Source organism: Hamadaea sp. NPDC050747, from assembly GCF_040654195.1.
Lineage (GTDB): Bacteria > Actinomycetota > Actinomycetes > Mycobacteriales > Micromonosporaceae > Hamadaea.
In genome coordinates this window covers 465,701-480,581 of record NZ_JBFAHM010000002.1, presented here as the reverse complement: position 1 = coordinate 480,581, position 14,881 = coordinate 465,701, and the positions used below count along the sequence as shown (strand labels likewise).

16 protein-coding genes are annotated in these 14,881 nt (G+C 70.9%); 7 read left to right on the top strand and 9 right to left on the bottom strand.

Annotated elements, in window-relative coordinates:
* Nucleotides 1-58 precede the first annotated feature (58 nt).
* Nucleotides 59-676 (bottom strand): helix-turn-helix domain-containing protein, encoded by a 618-nt coding sequence (locus AB0H43_RS05645; protein ID WP_359996983.1) that lies wholly within the window; start codon nucleotides 674-676, stop codon nucleotides 59-61.
* Between the two features lie 64 nt (nucleotides 677-740).
* Here AB0H43_RS05645 and AB0H43_RS05640 point away from each other — a divergent pair, with 64 nt between their 5' ends.
* Complete coding sequence (locus AB0H43_RS05640; RefSeq protein ID WP_359996980.1) at nucleotides 741-1,172, top strand: VOC family protein; 432 nt, start codon at nucleotides 741-743, stop codon at nucleotides 1,170-1,172.
* 22 nt (nucleotides 1,173-1,194) lie between these two features.
* On the opposite strand, the gene AB0H43_RS05635 is transcribed toward AB0H43_RS05640, so the two are convergent.
* Nucleotides 1,195-1,629: a MarR family winged helix-turn-helix transcriptional regulator gene (locus AB0H43_RS05635; protein ID WP_359996977.1), complete on the bottom strand. Its 435-nt coding sequence runs from the start codon at nucleotides 1,627-1,629 to the stop codon at nucleotides 1,195-1,197.
* 56 nt (nucleotides 1,630-1,685) lie between these two features.
* Here AB0H43_RS05635 and AB0H43_RS05630 point away from each other — a divergent pair, with 56 nt between their 5' ends.
* Entirely contained in the window at nucleotides 1,686-2,789 is a 1,104-nt protein-coding gene (locus AB0H43_RS05630) for a hypothetical protein (protein ID WP_359996974.1), read from the top strand.
* A 40-nt stretch (nucleotides 2,790-2,829) separates the two neighbouring features.
* Here the strand turns inward: AB0H43_RS05630 and AB0H43_RS05625 are convergent, their stop codons facing one another.
* Nucleotides 2,830-3,924 (bottom strand): winged helix-turn-helix domain-containing protein, encoded by a 1,095-nt coding sequence (locus AB0H43_RS05625; protein ID WP_359996971.1) that lies wholly within the window; start codon nucleotides 3,922-3,924, stop codon nucleotides 2,830-2,832.
* Nucleotides 3,925-4,052: 128 nt separating this feature from the next.
* Here AB0H43_RS05625 and AB0H43_RS05620 point away from each other — a divergent pair, with 128 nt between their 5' ends.
* Nucleotides 4,053-4,520 (top strand): hypothetical protein, encoded by a 468-nt coding sequence (locus AB0H43_RS05620; protein WP_359996968.1) that lies wholly within the window; start codon nucleotides 4,053-4,055, stop codon nucleotides 4,518-4,520.
* Here AB0H43_RS05620 and AB0H43_RS05615 read toward each other — a convergent pair.
* The gene (locus AB0H43_RS05615) at nucleotides 4,489-7,044 is read right to left on the bottom strand and encodes a LuxR C-terminal-related transcriptional regulator (RefSeq protein ID WP_359996965.1); all 2,556 of its coding nucleotides are present in this window, start codon (nucleotides 7,042-7,044) and stop codon (nucleotides 4,489-4,491) included. The two genes, AB0H43_RS05620 and AB0H43_RS05615, sit on opposite strands and share 32 nt — an antisense overlap.
* Before the next feature lie 38 nt (nucleotides 7,045-7,082).
* Nucleotides 7,083-8,273, bottom strand: coding sequence for an NAD(P)/FAD-dependent oxidoreductase (locus AB0H43_RS05610; RefSeq protein ID WP_359996962.1), 1,191 nt, complete (start codon nucleotides 8,271-8,273; stop codon nucleotides 7,083-7,085).
* A 53-nt stretch (nucleotides 8,274-8,326) separates the two neighbouring features.
* Here AB0H43_RS05610 and AB0H43_RS05605 point away from each other — a divergent pair, with 53 nt between their 5' ends.
* Together AB0H43_RS05605 and AB0H43_RS05600 are read left to right on the top strand one after the other, a co-directional pair.
* Nucleotides 8,327-8,896, top strand: coding sequence for a PadR family transcriptional regulator (locus tag AB0H43_RS05605; protein WP_359996960.1), 570 nt, complete (start codon nucleotides 8,327-8,329; stop codon nucleotides 8,894-8,896).
* A gap of 45 nt (nucleotides 8,897-8,941) precedes the next feature.
* Entirely contained in the window at nucleotides 8,942-9,826 is an 885-nt protein-coding gene (locus tag AB0H43_RS05600; protein WP_359996957.1) for an aminoglycoside phosphotransferase family protein, read from the top strand.
* Here AB0H43_RS05600 and AB0H43_RS05595 read toward each other — a convergent pair.
* Entirely contained in the window at nucleotides 9,810-10,331 is a 522-nt protein-coding gene (locus tag AB0H43_RS05595; RefSeq protein WP_359996954.1) for a GyrI-like domain-containing protein, read from the bottom strand. The two genes, AB0H43_RS05600 and AB0H43_RS05595, sit on opposite strands and share 17 nt — an antisense overlap.
* Entirely contained in the window at nucleotides 10,328-11,125 is a 798-nt protein-coding gene (locus tag AB0H43_RS05590; RefSeq protein ID WP_359996951.1) for a MerR family transcriptional regulator, read from the bottom strand. Before AB0H43_RS05590 ends, AB0H43_RS05595 begins: the two co-directional genes overlap by 4 nt.
* 142 nt (nucleotides 11,126-11,267) lie before the next feature.
* On the opposite strand from AB0H43_RS05590, the gene AB0H43_RS05585 reads away from it, so the two are divergent.
* Nucleotides 11,268-11,642: a hypothetical protein gene (locus tag AB0H43_RS05585; protein WP_359996949.1), complete on the top strand. Its 375-nt coding sequence runs from the start codon at nucleotides 11,268-11,270 to the stop codon at nucleotides 11,640-11,642.
* Here the strand turns inward: AB0H43_RS05585 and AB0H43_RS05580 are convergent.
* Entirely contained in the window at nucleotides 11,639-12,412 is a 774-nt protein-coding gene (locus tag AB0H43_RS05580) for a hypothetical protein (protein ID WP_359996946.1), read from the bottom strand. The two genes, AB0H43_RS05585 and AB0H43_RS05580, sit on opposite strands and share 4 nt — an antisense overlap.
* 96 nt (nucleotides 12,413-12,508) lie before the next feature.
* Here AB0H43_RS05580 and AB0H43_RS05575 point away from each other — a divergent pair, with 96 nt between their 5' ends.
* Nucleotides 12,509-13,732, top strand: coding sequence for an ROK family transcriptional regulator (locus AB0H43_RS05575; protein ID WP_359997430.1), 1,224 nt, complete (start codon nucleotides 12,509-12,511; stop codon nucleotides 13,730-13,732).
* 182 nt (nucleotides 13,733-13,914) lie between these two features.
* Here the strand turns inward: AB0H43_RS05575 and AB0H43_RS05570 are convergent, their stop codons facing one another.
* The gene (locus AB0H43_RS05570; RefSeq protein WP_359996944.1) at nucleotides 13,915-14,751 is read right to left on the bottom strand and encodes a PHP domain-containing protein; all 837 of its coding nucleotides are present in this window, start codon (nucleotides 14,749-14,751) and stop codon (nucleotides 13,915-13,917) included.
* Between the last annotated feature and the right edge of the window lie 130 nt (nucleotides 14,752-14,881).

The window sequence follows — 14,881 nt, the reverse complement described above, 5'->3', positions numbered from 1 at the left end:
GCCGCCGTGAGCTGCCGGGACAGGTGACCGCCGCCGGGTGGTCGCACCCGACGGTCGGTCAGTGGTACAGCGCGGAGACCCACAGGTGGGTCAGCGTGTCCACCAGAACGGCACGGTCGTCGAAGGGTGGCACTCCACAGGCGGCCAGGTAATACAGCCGCTCACCCGTCCAGGTCAACGTCGCGGCCAGGGCGGGAACGTCGACATTCGCCAACCTCGCCGCGACCGCTGGATCGGTTCGCCGATCGGCTTCGATCCGGGTGATCGTGGCGTCGGTGAACGTCTGCATCTGGGCCAGCCACAACTCGCGGAGCAGCGGATCGGAGGGCCAGCTTTCCACGATCGCGCGCAGCACCGCCGCGTTCGACGACCAGAGAGCGGCTCCGGCGTCGATGCCCGCCCGCAGCGTCTCATGTGGGCCTGCCGCAGCCTGAACCCAGGGCTCGGCCGCCTCGTGACCGGCTCCGACGGCGCGGCGTACGAGTTCGGCCAGCGCGGCCTGCTTGCCGGTGAAATAGAAGTAGAAGCTGGCCCGGGACACCCCGGCGGCACTGATGATCTCTGCCACGCTGAGCGCGTCGAAGGTGCGCTCGCTCAGCAATCCCCGGAGCGCGTCGAGAATGCGTTCGCGCAGGTCAATCTGGCCGGGGATGGAGCTCTCGCGTCGGGTCGCCACGGGGTGAAGCGTACCAGACAGCATGTATGGACAAGGCGACCAGACAGACTGTATGGTCCTCCGCATGACACATGTCGCCGTACATCTCGTCGTGAACGACCCCGACGCCGCAGCCGCCTGGTACACCGAGGTACTCGGCGCGGCGGAGATCAACCGCATCAGGCTGCCGGACGGACGTCCGCTCACGGTCGAGCTGCTGGTCGGCGACACCGTCCTGGCGGTGGCGGGAGAGTGGCCCGACCGCGGCCTGCGTACGCCTGCGGCGCTAGGCGGGACGCCGGCCGCGTTCCATCTGCCGGTTCTTGACGTGGACGCCGTCTATGACAAGGCGATCTCCGCTGGAGCGACGGCCTTTGAGGCGCCGCACGACGCCTTCTGGGGTGACCGCACAGCGCAGTTCCTGGACCCGTCCGGGCATCGCTGGGCCGTCGACCGCCATCTGCGCGACGTTCCTGCCGAGGAGATCGCCGAGCAGGTGGCGGCCATGTTCGCCTGACGCCGTCGAACCGGCAGACCGCTTACTTCTCGGCGGCGAGCCGCGCGAGCACTCGGCGGAAGATCGTCCAGTCGTGCTCGCCGATCTCGTCCTGCCAGCGCTGTTCGGTGTCGGCGAAGATCGCCAAGATGCGCTCTTGCATCCGCGTTCCCTTGGCGGTGGGGCGGACGATGCGCGCCCGCCCGTCGGCCGGGTCGGGGCTGACGTCGAGGAAGCCGGCCTTCTGCATACTGGCGACGAACTCGCCCAGCGACTGCTTGGTCATGCCCATGATCGCGGCCAGCTCGGTCGGCCGGATGCCCGCGGCGGGGGTGAGCGACAACAGACGCAGATGAGAGCCGCGCAGATGCTGGGGTTCATCGGCGACCTCGGCCTCCATCTGTCGCTTCGCGACCGACAGGGCGGCGCCGAGCAGGTCGAACACGTGGCTGAGCGGCTCGTCGTTGACGGAGGTCATCAGGCTACCTTACTATCTCAAGGTAGTCAGGTGACCTTACTAGTGGGGGTCGGCTCATGGATGTCAGCGCAGTCGACCTGTCCGAGGCGGCGGCCGCGATCTTCGCGGAGCCGGTGACGATCCATCAGTGGCGGGGCGAGCAGATCGCGTACGAGTCCGGCTCGCCGGCCACTGGCGGTCTGCTCCGGGTGCACGGCACGACGACCGACGGGCGTACCTTCCGCGTTTTCGTCAAGCTCGTGCAGCATGCCCGGCACTGGCCGCGACTGCACCTGCTGCCCGCGTACCTGCGCGACTCCTTCGCAGCGCAGTTCCCCTGGCGGCAGGAGTTGGCGGCGTGGGACATGGGCTTCGCCGGGCGCCTGCCCGCCGGGCTCCGGGTCCCCGTCCTCTACCGTGTCGCCGACGTCGGCGACGACCGCCTCATGCTCTACATGGAAGACATCGACGCCTGCGCCGACAGCGCTTGGGACCTGCCCCGATTCGAGCGGGCCGCCACGTTGCTCGGGGGCCTCGCGGCACTTCGTGGCACCGCCGAGGCGATCGCGGCCAACCAGTACGCACCCGGCTGGGGACTGCGCGGATACATCGCCGGCCGCGTGCAGCAGGGTGCGCTGCCGCTTCTCGACGACGACGGGCTCTGGCGGCATCCACTGCTCGCCGAGGCCGACCCGGACCTGCGAAACGATCTGCGGCGGCTCGCTCGAGCACTCCCGGCGATCCTGGACCGGCTCGACGCGCTGCCGCAGGCCATCCCGCACGGCGACGCCAGTCCGCAGAACCTGCTGATTCCCCGGGACGAGCCCGACGCGCTCGTGGCGATCGACATCTCGTTCCAGGGCCCGCACGCCGTCGGGTTCGACCTCGGCCAACTGCTCATCGGGCTCGCCCACGCCGGGCTGCTCGACGTCGGCCTCCTCGCGGACGTCCACGATGCCCTCGTGCCGGCGTTCCTGACCGGGCTGCGGGCGTACGGCGGCCGAGCGGACGCCGACGAGGTGACCTACGGCTACGTCGGCAGCCTGGTCGCGCGGGCGGCGTTCACCTCGTTGCCGTTCGAGCTGCTCGGTGCGCCGGCCACACCGGAGATCGAAGCCGTGTTCCGGCAACGCCTGGCACTCACCCGGTTCCTGGCCGACCTCGGTGCCACCCTGCGGTAGGCGGCCGACCTCGTCGAGGCGGCCGACGGCCAAGGCTTGGTCACTCTGGTGGGGCGCTCAGGCGGATGCCCAGGCCACGAACCCGGTGCAGGTAACGTGGCGCCCTGCCGTCCTCGCCCAGCTTCCGGCGTAGCCAGCACAGGTAGACGTCCAGCGTCCGGCCGCCCGCATCGGGTGGCTGCCGCCAGATCTCGGCCACCAACTCGCGTCGGCTGACGATCGTGCCCGCGCGGGCCATCAGGTAGCTGAGCAGCTCGAATTCTCGGGTGGTGAGCTGTAGCGGCCGGCCGTCCAGCCAGACCCGGCCTCCCGTGGCGTCGAGCTTGAGGCCGCCGACGTGGATCATCGCGGGGTCGGGTTCAGTCACCTCGGCGACGGGCGGCCGACGCCGTGTGACCGAGACGGTGGTGCGAGCGCGTACCGTCGCCCACACGATTTTGCCTCCGTCGAAGATCCGGGCACCCCAGGCATTGGCGTGCTGCGCGACGATCTCCAGACCGGAGGTGTGCGCCACGGCCGGAGTCGCGGTGGTCACCGGCTGGATCGGCAGCCGGGGGCTGTGGTCGTACACCCGGATGCGCAGCAGGTCGCCCTGGAGCGACACGGTCAGCCGCACCTCCCCGGCGGTATGCCGGATCGCGTTCGCCACGAGTTCGGCGGCGATCTCCTGGGCGGATTCCCGGAGGCCGGGCAGTCCCCAGTCCCGGCACGCGGCGGCGGTCCGGGCGCGGGCGTCGGCCACTGACGAAGGAGCCTGGTCGAGGGCTACGTGCAGCCAGCGGTGCGGGGTGACCAGCGCGGCGAGAAAGCGACCTGCCGCGATGGAGGTGCACAGCACCAGATGCCGTCCCGCCGCAGTTGCCTTCAGCTCCGCCGCGGCCGCCTCCTCGAGGACGTAGACGAGCGACACGCCGCTGCGCGCGGTCCGGCGCTGCTCCGTGGCGAGCGCGATCGGCGAGGCTGGGACGCCCGGCGCCAGGTGGGCGAGGTCGACGACGATGCCGGCGGGATCCTCGGCCAGACATTTGCCGATGATCCGCCGCAGGTGCACGTGCCCATCGCCGGGAAACTCCCCGATCAGCCTCACGAGCCAGATTCCGTCTCGCCAATCGTGCTCGATCGATGAAGTGAGCACGAGATGGACGATACGTCGGTCGTCTGGCGCAAGTCGAGAATGCCCGCCATTGTCGGCACAATCGGTTATTCCTCGGATGAGTACTCGCCACTCATGTGGATAGTCGCGGTACCGGGAACGGTGGAGGCATGACCAACCGACTCGTCATCCTCGTCCTGTCCACTGTGCTCGTCGCCGTCACCGGCTGTGACGCGGACTCCACCCCGGAGGTAGCCCCGGCGGTGTCGGCCGCGCAGGCGCAGAAGGCCGACACCGGCGAGGTCGCCCGGCAAGGGCAGATCAACGCCGATCTGAGCATCACGGGCGACCTCGCCGCCCGCGTCGTCGGCAAGGGTGGCGTCTGCGACGCGACCGACTGGAGTTTCATCAGCGATCAGGACTTCGGCGTACGACCGCGGTTCACCTTCGAGGTGGAGATCGACTCGATGCCGAAGCTGGCGCTCAACATCGACGGCGACTCCTACGTGGCATTCCCCGGCAGCAAGCAGGGCCAGTTCGAGATCACGCCGGAGAAGATCCGGCTCGACGCCGACGTGGTGAGCTTCCAAGGCCGCAAGAGCCACCTCAAGGGCGTACTGGTCTGCGAGAGGGTGTAGCGCCGAGCGCCTCGCCCAGCTCGGCGCGGCCGCGTACGCCGAGTTTGGCGTACACGCGGTAGAGGTGGTTCTCGACCGTCCGGGCCGAAACCGTCAATCGATCGCTGATCTCCTGATTGGACAGGCCTGCGGCGGCCAGGGCGGCGATCTCCCGTTCCCGCGCGGTCAGCTCGACGCGTGTCGCCGTCGGCCACCAGGGCAACGGGGTCACCTCGTGCTCGTCCTGCACCCGCGTACGCCAGACGGCGGCGGCCGTCGCCGCCCGGTTCCGCCCCGCACGGGCGAAGCCCTGGGCCGCATGGTCGGCCGCCTCCGCCGCCAACCCGTACGCACCCCTGTCGGCGTACGCGTCGGCCAACGCGCGGAACGCCTCCGGCTCGGGTGCGGCCAGCGTGCGGGCGAAGTCGGCGTGGACACCGGCGTACTCATGACGGATCGGTACGCGGTCCAGCCACCGCGCCGCCCGGGTGGGCTGCCCGATCCGGGCGACCAGCAGGGCCACCTCCGCCGCCAACTGGTACGCCCCCTGCTCGATCGTGCGCTCGGTGAGCGCGCCGAGCCGCGCCACTGCCTCCGTCGTCCGCCCGGCGCAGGCGAGCACGAATCCGTGGCTGCGTTCCTCCTCGTCGACGAGGACCCAGTACGCCGGCCGCACGGATCGGTACGCCTCGGCCTCGGCCAGGGCGCTGAACGCGGCGGGCGTCCGTCCGGCGGCCGCCTCGGCGAGGGCCAGACGGCACAGCATGCCGTGCAGCGAGGTGCCCGGGGCGTGCAGCCGTCCGACGGCGATCGCCGCGCGCTGTCCCTCGGCGGCGGTCTCCCAGCGGCCGCGTTCCGCGGCGAGGGCGGCCCGGGTGCTGGTCGCGATGCACATCATGTCCGGCCGGAGAACCTCGCTGCCCAGGGCGAGCAGGTCGGCCGCCACCTCGTCGGCCTCGTCGAGGCGGCCCATCGCGGCCAGAGTGCCGCAGCGGCCGAACCGCATCGCCACCCGCGCCTCGGTCGCCACCTCGTCCGTGTCGTGCTCCGCGAGCAGGGCGTACGCGGTGTCGAGCCGGCCGGTCTGATAGTTCGCGGCGGCCAGCATGTGCACCGCCCACATCTGATGCGGCTGCACCGTCCGTAAAAGCGGATCGTCCGCGCAGACGCCGATCGCCTCCTCGTACCGGGCGGCGCTGCTCAACGCATACGCGCGATGGACGGCGAGCGACGGCTGGGGCGGGAGTCCGTCCAGGTAGGACAACGCCAGGTCGGACCGCATGCCGCGGCAGTACGTGGCCACCACGGCGGCGACGTCGACTTCATCGGGCGTACCGGTCGGCACCGTCAGCAGTTCGGCGGCGGCGTCTTCGTGCCGTCCCTTCCGCGTCAGCACGCGAGCCAGCACACGACTCCGTTCCGGGTCCGGTGCCGCGCGTCGAGCCAGATCCTCCGCGTCGTCCCAGCGGCCCCGTTCCACGGCCGCGACCGCGGCAGCCAGCAGATCCGCGTCAGCGGGCCGATCCCCGGCGTCGTCGAGCAGCTTCACCCGCAGCAGGGGATCACCGTCCGCGTCGAGGCACTCGGCGAGCTGTCGGCTGACGCGGCGCATGGTCGCGGCCGACGTCGTGGTCCGCAGCACCTCGGCGTACAAGGGAGTGGACAGGGTGACCAGCCGGCTGCCCGGCGGCGTCATGAGGTGCCCGCGATCCGCCAGCGCCTCGACCACCTCGAGCCGTGTGGCGCGCGCGAGCACATCGAAGCCGAGCGGCTCACCGAGCGCGACCATGGCAAGCACGTCGCGTTCCTCGGCGGTGCAGCCGGCCAGCCGCTCGCTGAAGATCTCGGCGATGGACGCCGTCGCCCGCCACGCGCCGGTCCATTGCCAGACGCCCGCTCGCTCGTTCAGGTGCCCGCTCGCCAGCCCGGCCTCGACGAGCTCCCGGCACAACAGCGCGCTGCCGTCGGTGAGCCGGTGCAGGCGCGACACCGTGTACGCGTCGACCGGCGCGCCCAGGGCCGCGCCGAGCACTGTGGCGAGCTGCTCGGCGGTGAACGGCTCGACCGGTACGCGTCGCGCGTGCCGGTCGCGCCATAGCCGGTTCACGGTGGCCGCCACGACGGTGTCCGAGCGTGCCGAACCCAGCAGCCACGGTCCATCGGCGGCGGCCAGATGGTGGACGAGCGCGGCCGAGCCTTCGTCGAGCAGGTGCACGTCGTCCACCACGACGACCGGCGGTCGGCCGCCGACCGGCCGGGTCAGCCGCTCCGCCAGCAGAAGCAGCAGCCGGGTGGGGTCGGCGTCGCCCCCGGCCGGCAGGTACGCGGCGAACGGCGCGAACGGGATCGACGCGGCCGCCTGGCTGCCGAAGACGCGGGCGACCGAATGGCCGCGCGCGCCCAGGTCGTCGGCGATCTGCCGCAGCAGATGCGTCCGGCCGCAGCCCGCCGGACCGGTCACGATCGCCGCGCCCGCCGTGCCGGTCAGTGCGCCCAGAACCGCGTCATATTCCCGTTCGCGTGCGCGCAGCGGCCAGTGGATCATGCGGTCGATCATGCAGCACGACCGCGCTAGCACGAGCGTCAGGCGGGGGCGTCCCAGTCGATGCGATTGTGGAAGACCCACGCCATCTTCTCGGGCTTGGCCATCCGGGCGAACGCCTTGATCGCCCAGGCGTTGACGACCCGCATGACCGGGCCGGCCGCCTTCGCGCTGTTCTTGCGATCGGTCGCCGCGATGACCTTCTCCACGCGCGGGCGCCGCAGCTTCTCGTACGCCGAGAACGCCTCGTCGTAGGGCAGGTCGCGCAGGCAGCGGGCGAGTTCGACGGCGCTCTCGACGGCGAGCGACGCGCCTTGACCCGAGCTGGAGGACGGCGCGTGGACCGAGTCGCCGACGAGGACCAGGCGGCCGCGGCTCCACTTCGGAACACGGGGCATCTTCTCCATCGGGCCGACGACGATCAGCTCGTCGGGAGCCGTGCGGCTGATCAGGTCCGCGGCCGGGGTGTGGTCCTCGGCGTACAGCGGGGGCAGGCGGCGGAGCCATTCCTCAGCCGGGGTCTGTCTCACCTGGGCCAGCGTCATGGGCTCGGGGTTGGGCAGGTTCACGAACCAGACCGCGGTGTCGTCGTCGAACACCTGGTAGCCGAAGAAGCCCTTCTTGCCGAACGGCATGTTCATCTTGCCGCCGGTCGACGGCACGCCGGGGCGGGGGATGAGCGCGCCGAAACTGATGAGCCCGGTGTACGCCGGTTCCGGCGCGGCCGGGTCGATGAGCGTACGCACGACGGAGCGGATGCCGTCCGCGCCGACCAGGATGTCCCCGGCCGCCTCCGTGCCGTCCGCGAAGCGCGCGGTCACCCCGTCGGCCGTCTCGACCGCGTCGACCAGGCGTTTGCCCGCCTCGATGCGGATGCCTCGCCGGGCGGCCTCGTCCAACAGTGCCCGGTAGACCTCGTGCCGGAACATGAACAGCATCGGCGCCACGCCGGGCGGGTTGCCGAACTCGCCGAGCGGGCGGCCCTTCCAGTCCTGCAACACGATGCCGGTCATCGGCTTTCCCAGGGCGCGTACGGGTTCGGCGGCGTCGATGACCCGGAGGGCTTCCATGCCGTTGGGCGCGATGCTCAGGCCGCCGCCCTTGCCGTCGGCCGTGCCCGGGTACGCCTCGTAGACGACCGAATCGATGCCCGCCTTCTGCAACGCCATGGCGAGCGCCGGTCCGGCGACACCGCCTCCGATGATCAACGCATTTCGAATGTTCCCCGTCATGCGGGCGATAGTGTCACAGCAACTAGTTGCTCTGCAAGTAGTATCGTTGCGCCATGACCGTGCGTAGTTCCCCGCTCGCGCTGACCGTGCTGGCGCTGCTGATGTACAAGCCCCAGCACATGTACGGCATCCAGCGTCTCGTCCAGGAATGGGGCAAGGATCTCGTCGTCAACGTCGGTCAGCGGACGAGCCTCTACCGCACGGTCGAACGGCTCGCCGACGAAGGACTGGTCGCCGCGCGCGAGACGCAACGCCATCAGGCGTACCCCGAGCGGACCGTCTATGAGGTCACCGAGGCAGGCCGGGAGGTGGCCCGCACGTGGCTCGGGGAGATGCTCGCCGACGCGCGCTACGAGTTCCCCCGGTTTCCGGCCGCCCTGTCGCACGTGCTGATGATCTCGCCGGCCGAGACAGCCGACCACCTTCGCCGCCGGCTGGCCACGCTCACGAAACAGCTGCAGGACATGGAGACCCGGCTCGCCGACCAGAGCGACGACGGCTTGGACCGGGTGGGGCTACTGGAGTTCGAGTACCTGCGCGCGGTGACGGCGGCCGAGGCGGAGTGGATCCGATCGGTCGTCGACGACGTCGAGTCCGGCCGGCTCACCTGGACCTCGGCGTGATGCCGGTACGCTGACGCGCGCCTACGAATGGGGGGATCACCGCAGATGACGTCGCTTCGCCTGCACGACGACGAGTTCGTCACCGACGCCGGACTCGTCCGCCGGCTGCTCGCCGGCCAGATGCCGGAATGGGCCGGGCTGCCGCTGACCCGGATCGGGCTGTCCGGCACGATGAACCAGCTCTACCGGCTCGGCGACGACCTTCTCGTCCGGCTGCCCCGGCGGGCGAACGCGGTCGAGCAGCTGCACTTCGAGCGCGACTGGCTGCCCCGGCTCGCGCCGCACCTGCCGGTACGCGTACCGGAGCAGGTGGCGCTCGGCTCACCGGGCGAAGGCTATCCGCACGAGTGGGCCGTCTACCGCTACCTCGACGGGGAACACCCGAGCGTCGACGATCCGGGCGACACCGACGCGCTGGCCGAGGATCTGGCCGCCTTCGTGGTCGCGATGCGCAGGCTGGACCCGGCCGGAGCCCGAGGCGGGTACCGCACTGGCGCACTGAGCGACCGCGACGACTACGTACGCGAATGGGCGGCGAAGGCGGACGGCCTGGTGGACGCGTCTGCTGTGCTGCGGATCTGGGACGAGGCCCTGACCGCGCCCGCCTGGACGGGCGATCCGGCCTGGGCGCACAGCGACCTGCTGGCCGGCAATCTCCTGGTACGCGACGGCCGCCTCACCGCCGTGATCGACTTCGGCGCCGCCGGGGCCGGCGACCCGTGCTACGACCTGACGGTGGCCTGGAACTGCCTGCCGATCCGGTCGCGCCGCCGATTCCGGGACACCGCCGGGCTCGACGACGCGGCCTGGGCCCGAGCCCGGGGCTGGGCGATGACCTGGGTCGGCGGTATCGCGTACTACCGGGAGACGAATCCGGTCATGGCCGAGATGGGCCGCCGCGCCGTCGCCGAGATCATCGCCGAGGGCTGATCGGGTAACGCAGAATCGTCTTGAGCCGCTCCGGCTTGGCTCGCCGGGGGTCGGACAGGTAGATCTCGTGGTGGTCGCCGCTGATCGCGTACCCCTGCTCGGTGATGAAGGCGTGCAGGACGTCGAGCGTCTCCGGCTCGGTGGCGTACGGGCCGATGTGCAGCGCCTGTGCGCTCAGTCCCTCGGCGAACCGCTCGCGCCGGACGCCGTCGGGCAGCGGGACCGCCAGTCCGGCGGCCTCCGGCGGCAGCCCGATCATCAGCGTCCACTTCCAGTGCGACCGGTCGCCCCCGGCGGCGAAGACCGCGAGATCGTCGGCCCACCACCGCCCCTCCAGCGGCGCCACCTTCCGCTCGACGCCCGCCTTCTTCAGGGCGAACCGCAGCGCGTACGCGGGTTTGTAGAGGCCGGCGACCGCCTCGGGGTAGCCCGGCCCGTCCGGGTCGCCGTGCCCGTCGACCATCAGGAACTCCTGCTCGGGGATGTCGACGATCTCCGGTTTCACGGGCGTACCTCCAAAATCAGGCGGGTCAGCAGGTCGGTGGGCTCGGCCTCGCCGGGCCCGACCAGATAGGCCTCGCGCACCGGGCCGACGGGGGTCAGTCCCCGCTCGTGGATCCAGGCGAACAAGGTGTGGTACGCCAGACGCAGCTCAGCGTACGGTCCATGGTGGACGGTGGTGGCCACGTCGGCGGCCGGCAGGTCCACCGTCTCCAGCCTGGTGATCGCGGCCGTCTCGGCGGCGGCCGTGACGAGCATGCCGTCGGCCGCGCTGTCCGGGAGGTCCAGCGGGTACAGCCCCCACAACGGTGGTGTCCACGGCTGCCCGGCGAGCGCCGCGAGCAACTGGCCGGCACATTCGCCGTACGCCGGTCCGATGCGAGCGGGATCGGCGGTCGCCCGGACGACGGCGAACCGTCTCGCCGGCTCCGTTGTGCGTATCACCTCATGCTCGGCGAGACCGGACGCGAGCCGATCGAGGAGCGCGAGCCGGGCCCGATCGCGGTCGATGCGTTCGGCGAGCCGGTCGCGTTCGGCGGACAGCAGCCGCCCGCGGTCCGGCTCGGGTGTGGCCAGGACCGCCGTGATGACCGCGAGGGGCAGGTCGATCTCGCGCAGGAGCGCCACGGTGAGCGCGTCGCGAGCCTGGGCCGGCACGTAGTAGCGGTAGCCGGTGGCCTGGTCGACGCGGGCCGGCCGCAGGAGCCCGGCCTCGTCGTAGTGGCGCAGCTGCTTCACGCTCAGGCGGCACAGCCGGGCGAACCGGCCGATGGTCATCTCGTCGGGCACGGTTCCCATGCTGGACCCTCCCACCGTGGGAGAGTCCAGCTCACAAGCGCCCGTTAAGGATTTTCACTAGATCGTTACATGGTGACAAACCATTACAGAGACGGTTATGGTGATCGACATCTTGGGAGGCATCCACAAAGGAGGTACCACCATGCGCAGGATCGCAGGTGTCGCGGCCGCAGCCGCACTCGCCGCCACGGGACTGGTCGGCCCGGCCGCCTCGGCGCAGGCCGCGGACGCGTGCACGCTCGAACTCTCCAAGTACATCTACAACGGCGCGAACATGGTCATGTGGTCGCAGGGCCTGTCGGGGTGCGCGGGCACCGTGGACACCGAAGTGCAGTCGCTGTGCAACGGCCAGTGGATCGTGTGGTCGCAGTGGAGTGAGTACTACAACAACCAGACCGCGACCTACTACGGCGACGTCGACTACCCCAACTACATGCGGGTCCACGTGACCTTCGGTACGCAGGAGAAGTACACGGAGCCGGCGCAGAACAACAACGGCGGCGGCGACTGCCTCTAGCGGGCCGGCCCGGGCGCGGACGCACCCCGCGCCCGGGTCTCCAGCAGTTCCCCGATCGCTCCGGCGATCACCGGATGAACCTCGAAGCGCTCGCGCAACCAGGCGAAGGTGACCTCGGCCGCCTCGAAGGTACGCCCATAGCCGGGCACCATCGCGGCCAGCGGCACCTCGTCCGGCGCGTAGGCCAGCTCGACCCGGCGGCTCGGATCGAAGACATCCCGCTGGTACGCCCGCGGATCGGTGAGCCGGGCCAGCGCCAGTACCCGGTCGACGGCGTACGACTGCACGAACCGGGCGGCGGTCAGCTTCTCGCCGCGCAACTCCCGGTGCAGGCCGACGTAGAGATTCGTCAGCGCCTCGTTGAGGTGGAACTCCACGGTGTCGAACGGCACCGTCAGCCCGACCGGGGCACCGGTCAGCTCGGCGTCCGCACGCGCCCAGACGACCCGAGCCCCGGTGAACGGCAGCTGCCGCACCTCTTCAGGCGTGAAGATCGCGTACTCGCAGAAGACGCCGTCGGCGTACAAGGCCTTGCGGCCGTTGCGGTCGTTGGCGAAGCTATACGCCACCGGCGCGGGCGCGTTCAGCCAGCCGAGGTCGTCGAGGTAGCGCTGTTTGGCGGCGGCGTCGTCCACCACGACGAAGAAGTCCAGATCGGAGTGCTCGTCGAACCGGTTGTGCTCCGCACCGGCCGAGCCGAGTCCCAGCACCCCGACGACATCGCCCCGGGTAGCCAGGTGAGCCGCCAGATCGTCCAAGCGTCGCAACATCGACGCCCCCTTCTAGAGAGGAGTCGACGTTTCAGCCCGCACGGTCCTTGACGCCCGCCGGGGTCGCGACGAAGGCATTGTATGGTGGGTCCGCCGATGCTGACCAGCCCGACCGCACCCGGGGCCGAGGCCACCTCCGACGAGGGACCCCGGCGGAATCTCGGCGCGCTGCTGCGGCATCTGCACCTGGCCGGGCCGATGTCCCGGGCCGAACTGGCCGAGCGGATGAACCTCAACCGCAGCACCATCATGGCGCTGACCACGCGGTTGAGCGCGGCCGGCCTCGTCCGCGAACGGCAGCCGGGCGGGCTCGGGCGCTCCGGCCGTCCGTCCCTGGTCGTCACGCCCGCCGCCGATCGTGCGTACGTGCTGGCCTTCGACGTCGCGGTGGACCGGTTGACGGCCGCTCGGGTGTCGCTGGGCGGGCGCGTACAGGACCGGCGGGTCGCGACGCGGTCGCGGTCCGGGCCGGACCTGGACGCCGTCGTGGGAGTGCTCGCCGAATTCGGCCGCGACCTGCACCGCACTGCCCGGCCGGGCGCGGTCTGCGTCGGCGTGGGCGCGTCCTACTGCGGGATGATCCGGCCCGGCGACGGAACCGTCCGGTACGGCCCCTACCTCGGCTGGGTCGACCAGGCGTTCGGCGCCGAACTCCGCGACCAGCTCGGACTGGGGCTGCCCGTCCGGGTCGGCAACGAGGCGCATCTGGGCGCATGGGCCGAACATCTGCGGGGCGCCGGAGTCGGCGTACGCAACCTGATCTACCTCCACGGTGACGTGGGCGTCGGCGGCGGAATCATCGTCGGTGGCGAAGCGCTCGGCGGCGAAAGCGGCTACGGCAGCGAACTGGGGCACATGGTGGTCAACCCCCACGACGGGCGGCCCTGCTCGTGCGGCGCGCGCGGCTGCCTGGAAGCCGAGGTGGGGGAGCGGGCGCTGCTCGACGAGGCCGGCCGGCCCGCCGACGTCATCGGCCGCGAAGCCGTCCGCGACGTGGTCGAGGCGGCCCTCCGCGGAGATCCGGCGTCCCGCCGAGCAGTCGACCGCGTCGGCGACTGGCTGGGCATCGGCGTCGCCAACCTGATCAACCTGTTCAACCCCGGGATGCTCGTCTTCGGCGGCATCATGCGCGACGTCTACCTGGGCGCCCGCGAACGGGTGGACGAACGCATCGCGGCCCACGTCCTGCCGGTCTCCCGCCACCGCGTACGCCTCGAAGTGGCCGCCCTCGGCGACGACACCACCCTGGCCGGTGCGGCGGAACTGGGATTCGCGGACCTGATGGCCAACCCGCTCGGGGTGATGGGGTCGCTCGCCTGAGCGCTCGCTTGCGCGCTCCTTCCCGCTCGCTTGCGCTCCTCGCTCGCGCTCGCGCTCCGCGCTCGCGTGCGCTCCGCGCTCGCGTGATCATTGCGTCAGCCATGCTGTTTCGCGTGGCGAAATGCCCGAGTAAACAGCATGCCTGACGCAATGATCATGCTCTCTCGGCCGGCGCGACGTGCTCAGCGCACCCAGAACTCGTACGGATGCCGGCCGGGCCGGAAGCCCAGCGCCTCCACCATCGCGGCCGCCTCGGCGAACTGGAACGCGAGCCCGGTCGGCTGATGCGCGTCGCTGCCGAAGCCGACGGCTTCGCCGCCTTCGTCGTGCCACCATCGGACGATTTCGGGATTCATCGGCCCTCTGGTGTTCACCTCCAGAATCCGACCGCTGTCGGCGAGCGTACGCAGGGCGTGGCGGAACTCGTCCTCGAACGGATGGGGGTCGAACGGTTCGGCGTCGGCGGGCCAGTAGCGGACGACGTAATCGATGTGCGCCAGGACGCCGAACTCGGCCGCCTGCGCGATCATCGTCGGCAGTTCGGCCAGGTAGTCCCGCAACACCTCGCCCGGCGGGCGGCGGCGGAGGTGGAAGGGCGGCTCGGAGGCCTTGTCGTCGTCCCACGGGATCGTGTGCAGGGAGCCGAGCACCCGCTCGAACTCGCCGACGGCCAGGAGACGGGCGACCTGATCGCGGTGCCGGTGCGGTTCACCCAGCTCCACGCCGCTGATGATCCGCAGACCGGGGAACTTCGACCGGCAGCGGTCCAGGGACTCCAGGTAGCCCAACGCGTCGAACGCGGGCGGCACCACGCGGTCGTCCGCGTCGAGGTGGGCTTTGAGGCCGGGGAAGGGATCCAGCTCGCCCGGATCGACCGTCCACTTGGTGTGATCGACGTGTTCGGTGAACGCGATCGCGGGCAGGCCGAGGGCCACCGCCTGTGCGCACGTCTGCTCCATCGCGCCGTCCGGCGCGTCCCACGACCATTCGCTGTGCACATGTCCGTCGGTGGGCACCATGCCGCTATTCTGCTGAGCGCCTGATCATTGCGCCAGCCATGCTGCTTCGCGCGGCGAAATGCCCGTTGATACCGCATGGCTGACGCGACGATCACGACATCGGGGGTTGTTCGCCCGGTGTATACGCCGG

Bases quoted from the DNA above. Each gene is read 5' to 3' on its own strand.
- AB0H43_RS05570 (WP_359996944.1), bottom strand. From the start codon at position 14,751: ATGGTGCCCACCGACGGACATGTGCACAGCGAATGGTCGTGGGACGCG.
- AB0H43_RS05605 (WP_359996960.1), top strand. From the start codon at position 8,327: ATGACCGTGCGTAGTTCCCCGCTCGCGCTGACCGTGCTGGCGCTGCTG.
- AB0H43_RS05575 (WP_359997430.1), top strand. From the start codon at position 12,509: ATGCTGACCAGCCCGACCGCACCCGGGGCCGAGGCCACCTCCGACGAG.
- AB0H43_RS05620 (WP_359996968.1), top strand. From the start codon at position 4,053: ATGACCAACCGACTCGTCATCCTCGTCCTGTCCACTGTGCTCGTCGCC.
- AB0H43_RS05600 (WP_359996957.1), top strand. From the start codon at position 8,942: ATGACGTCGCTTCGCCTGCACGACGACGAGTTCGTCACCGACGCCGGA.
- AB0H43_RS05615 (WP_359996965.1), bottom strand. From the start codon at position 7,044: ATGATCCACTGGCCGCTGCGCGCACGCGAACGGGAATATGACGCGGTT.
- AB0H43_RS05610 (WP_359996962.1), bottom strand. From the start codon at position 8,273: ATGACGGGGAACATTCGAAATGCGTTGATCATCGGAGGCGGTGTCGCC.
- AB0H43_RS05635 (WP_359996977.1), bottom strand. From the start codon at position 1,629: ATGACCTCCGTCAACGACGAGCCGCTCAGCCACGTGTTCGACCTGCTC.
- AB0H43_RS05630 (WP_359996974.1), top strand. From the start codon at position 1,686: ATGGATGTCAGCGCAGTCGACCTGTCCGAGGCGGCGGCCGCGATCTTC.
- AB0H43_RS05640 (WP_359996980.1), top strand. From the start codon at position 741: ATGACACATGTCGCCGTACATCTCGTCGTGAACGACCCCGACGCCGCA.
- AB0H43_RS05585 (WP_359996949.1), top strand. From the start codon at position 11,268: ATGCGCAGGATCGCAGGTGTCGCGGCCGCAGCCGCACTCGCCGCCACG.
- AB0H43_RS05580 (WP_359996946.1), bottom strand. From the start codon at position 12,412: ATGTTGCGACGCTTGGACGATCTGGCGGCTCACCTGGCTACCCGGGGC.
- AB0H43_RS05590 (WP_359996951.1), bottom strand. From the start codon at position 11,125: ATGGGAACCGTGCCCGACGAGATGACCATCGGCCGGTTCGCCCGGCTG.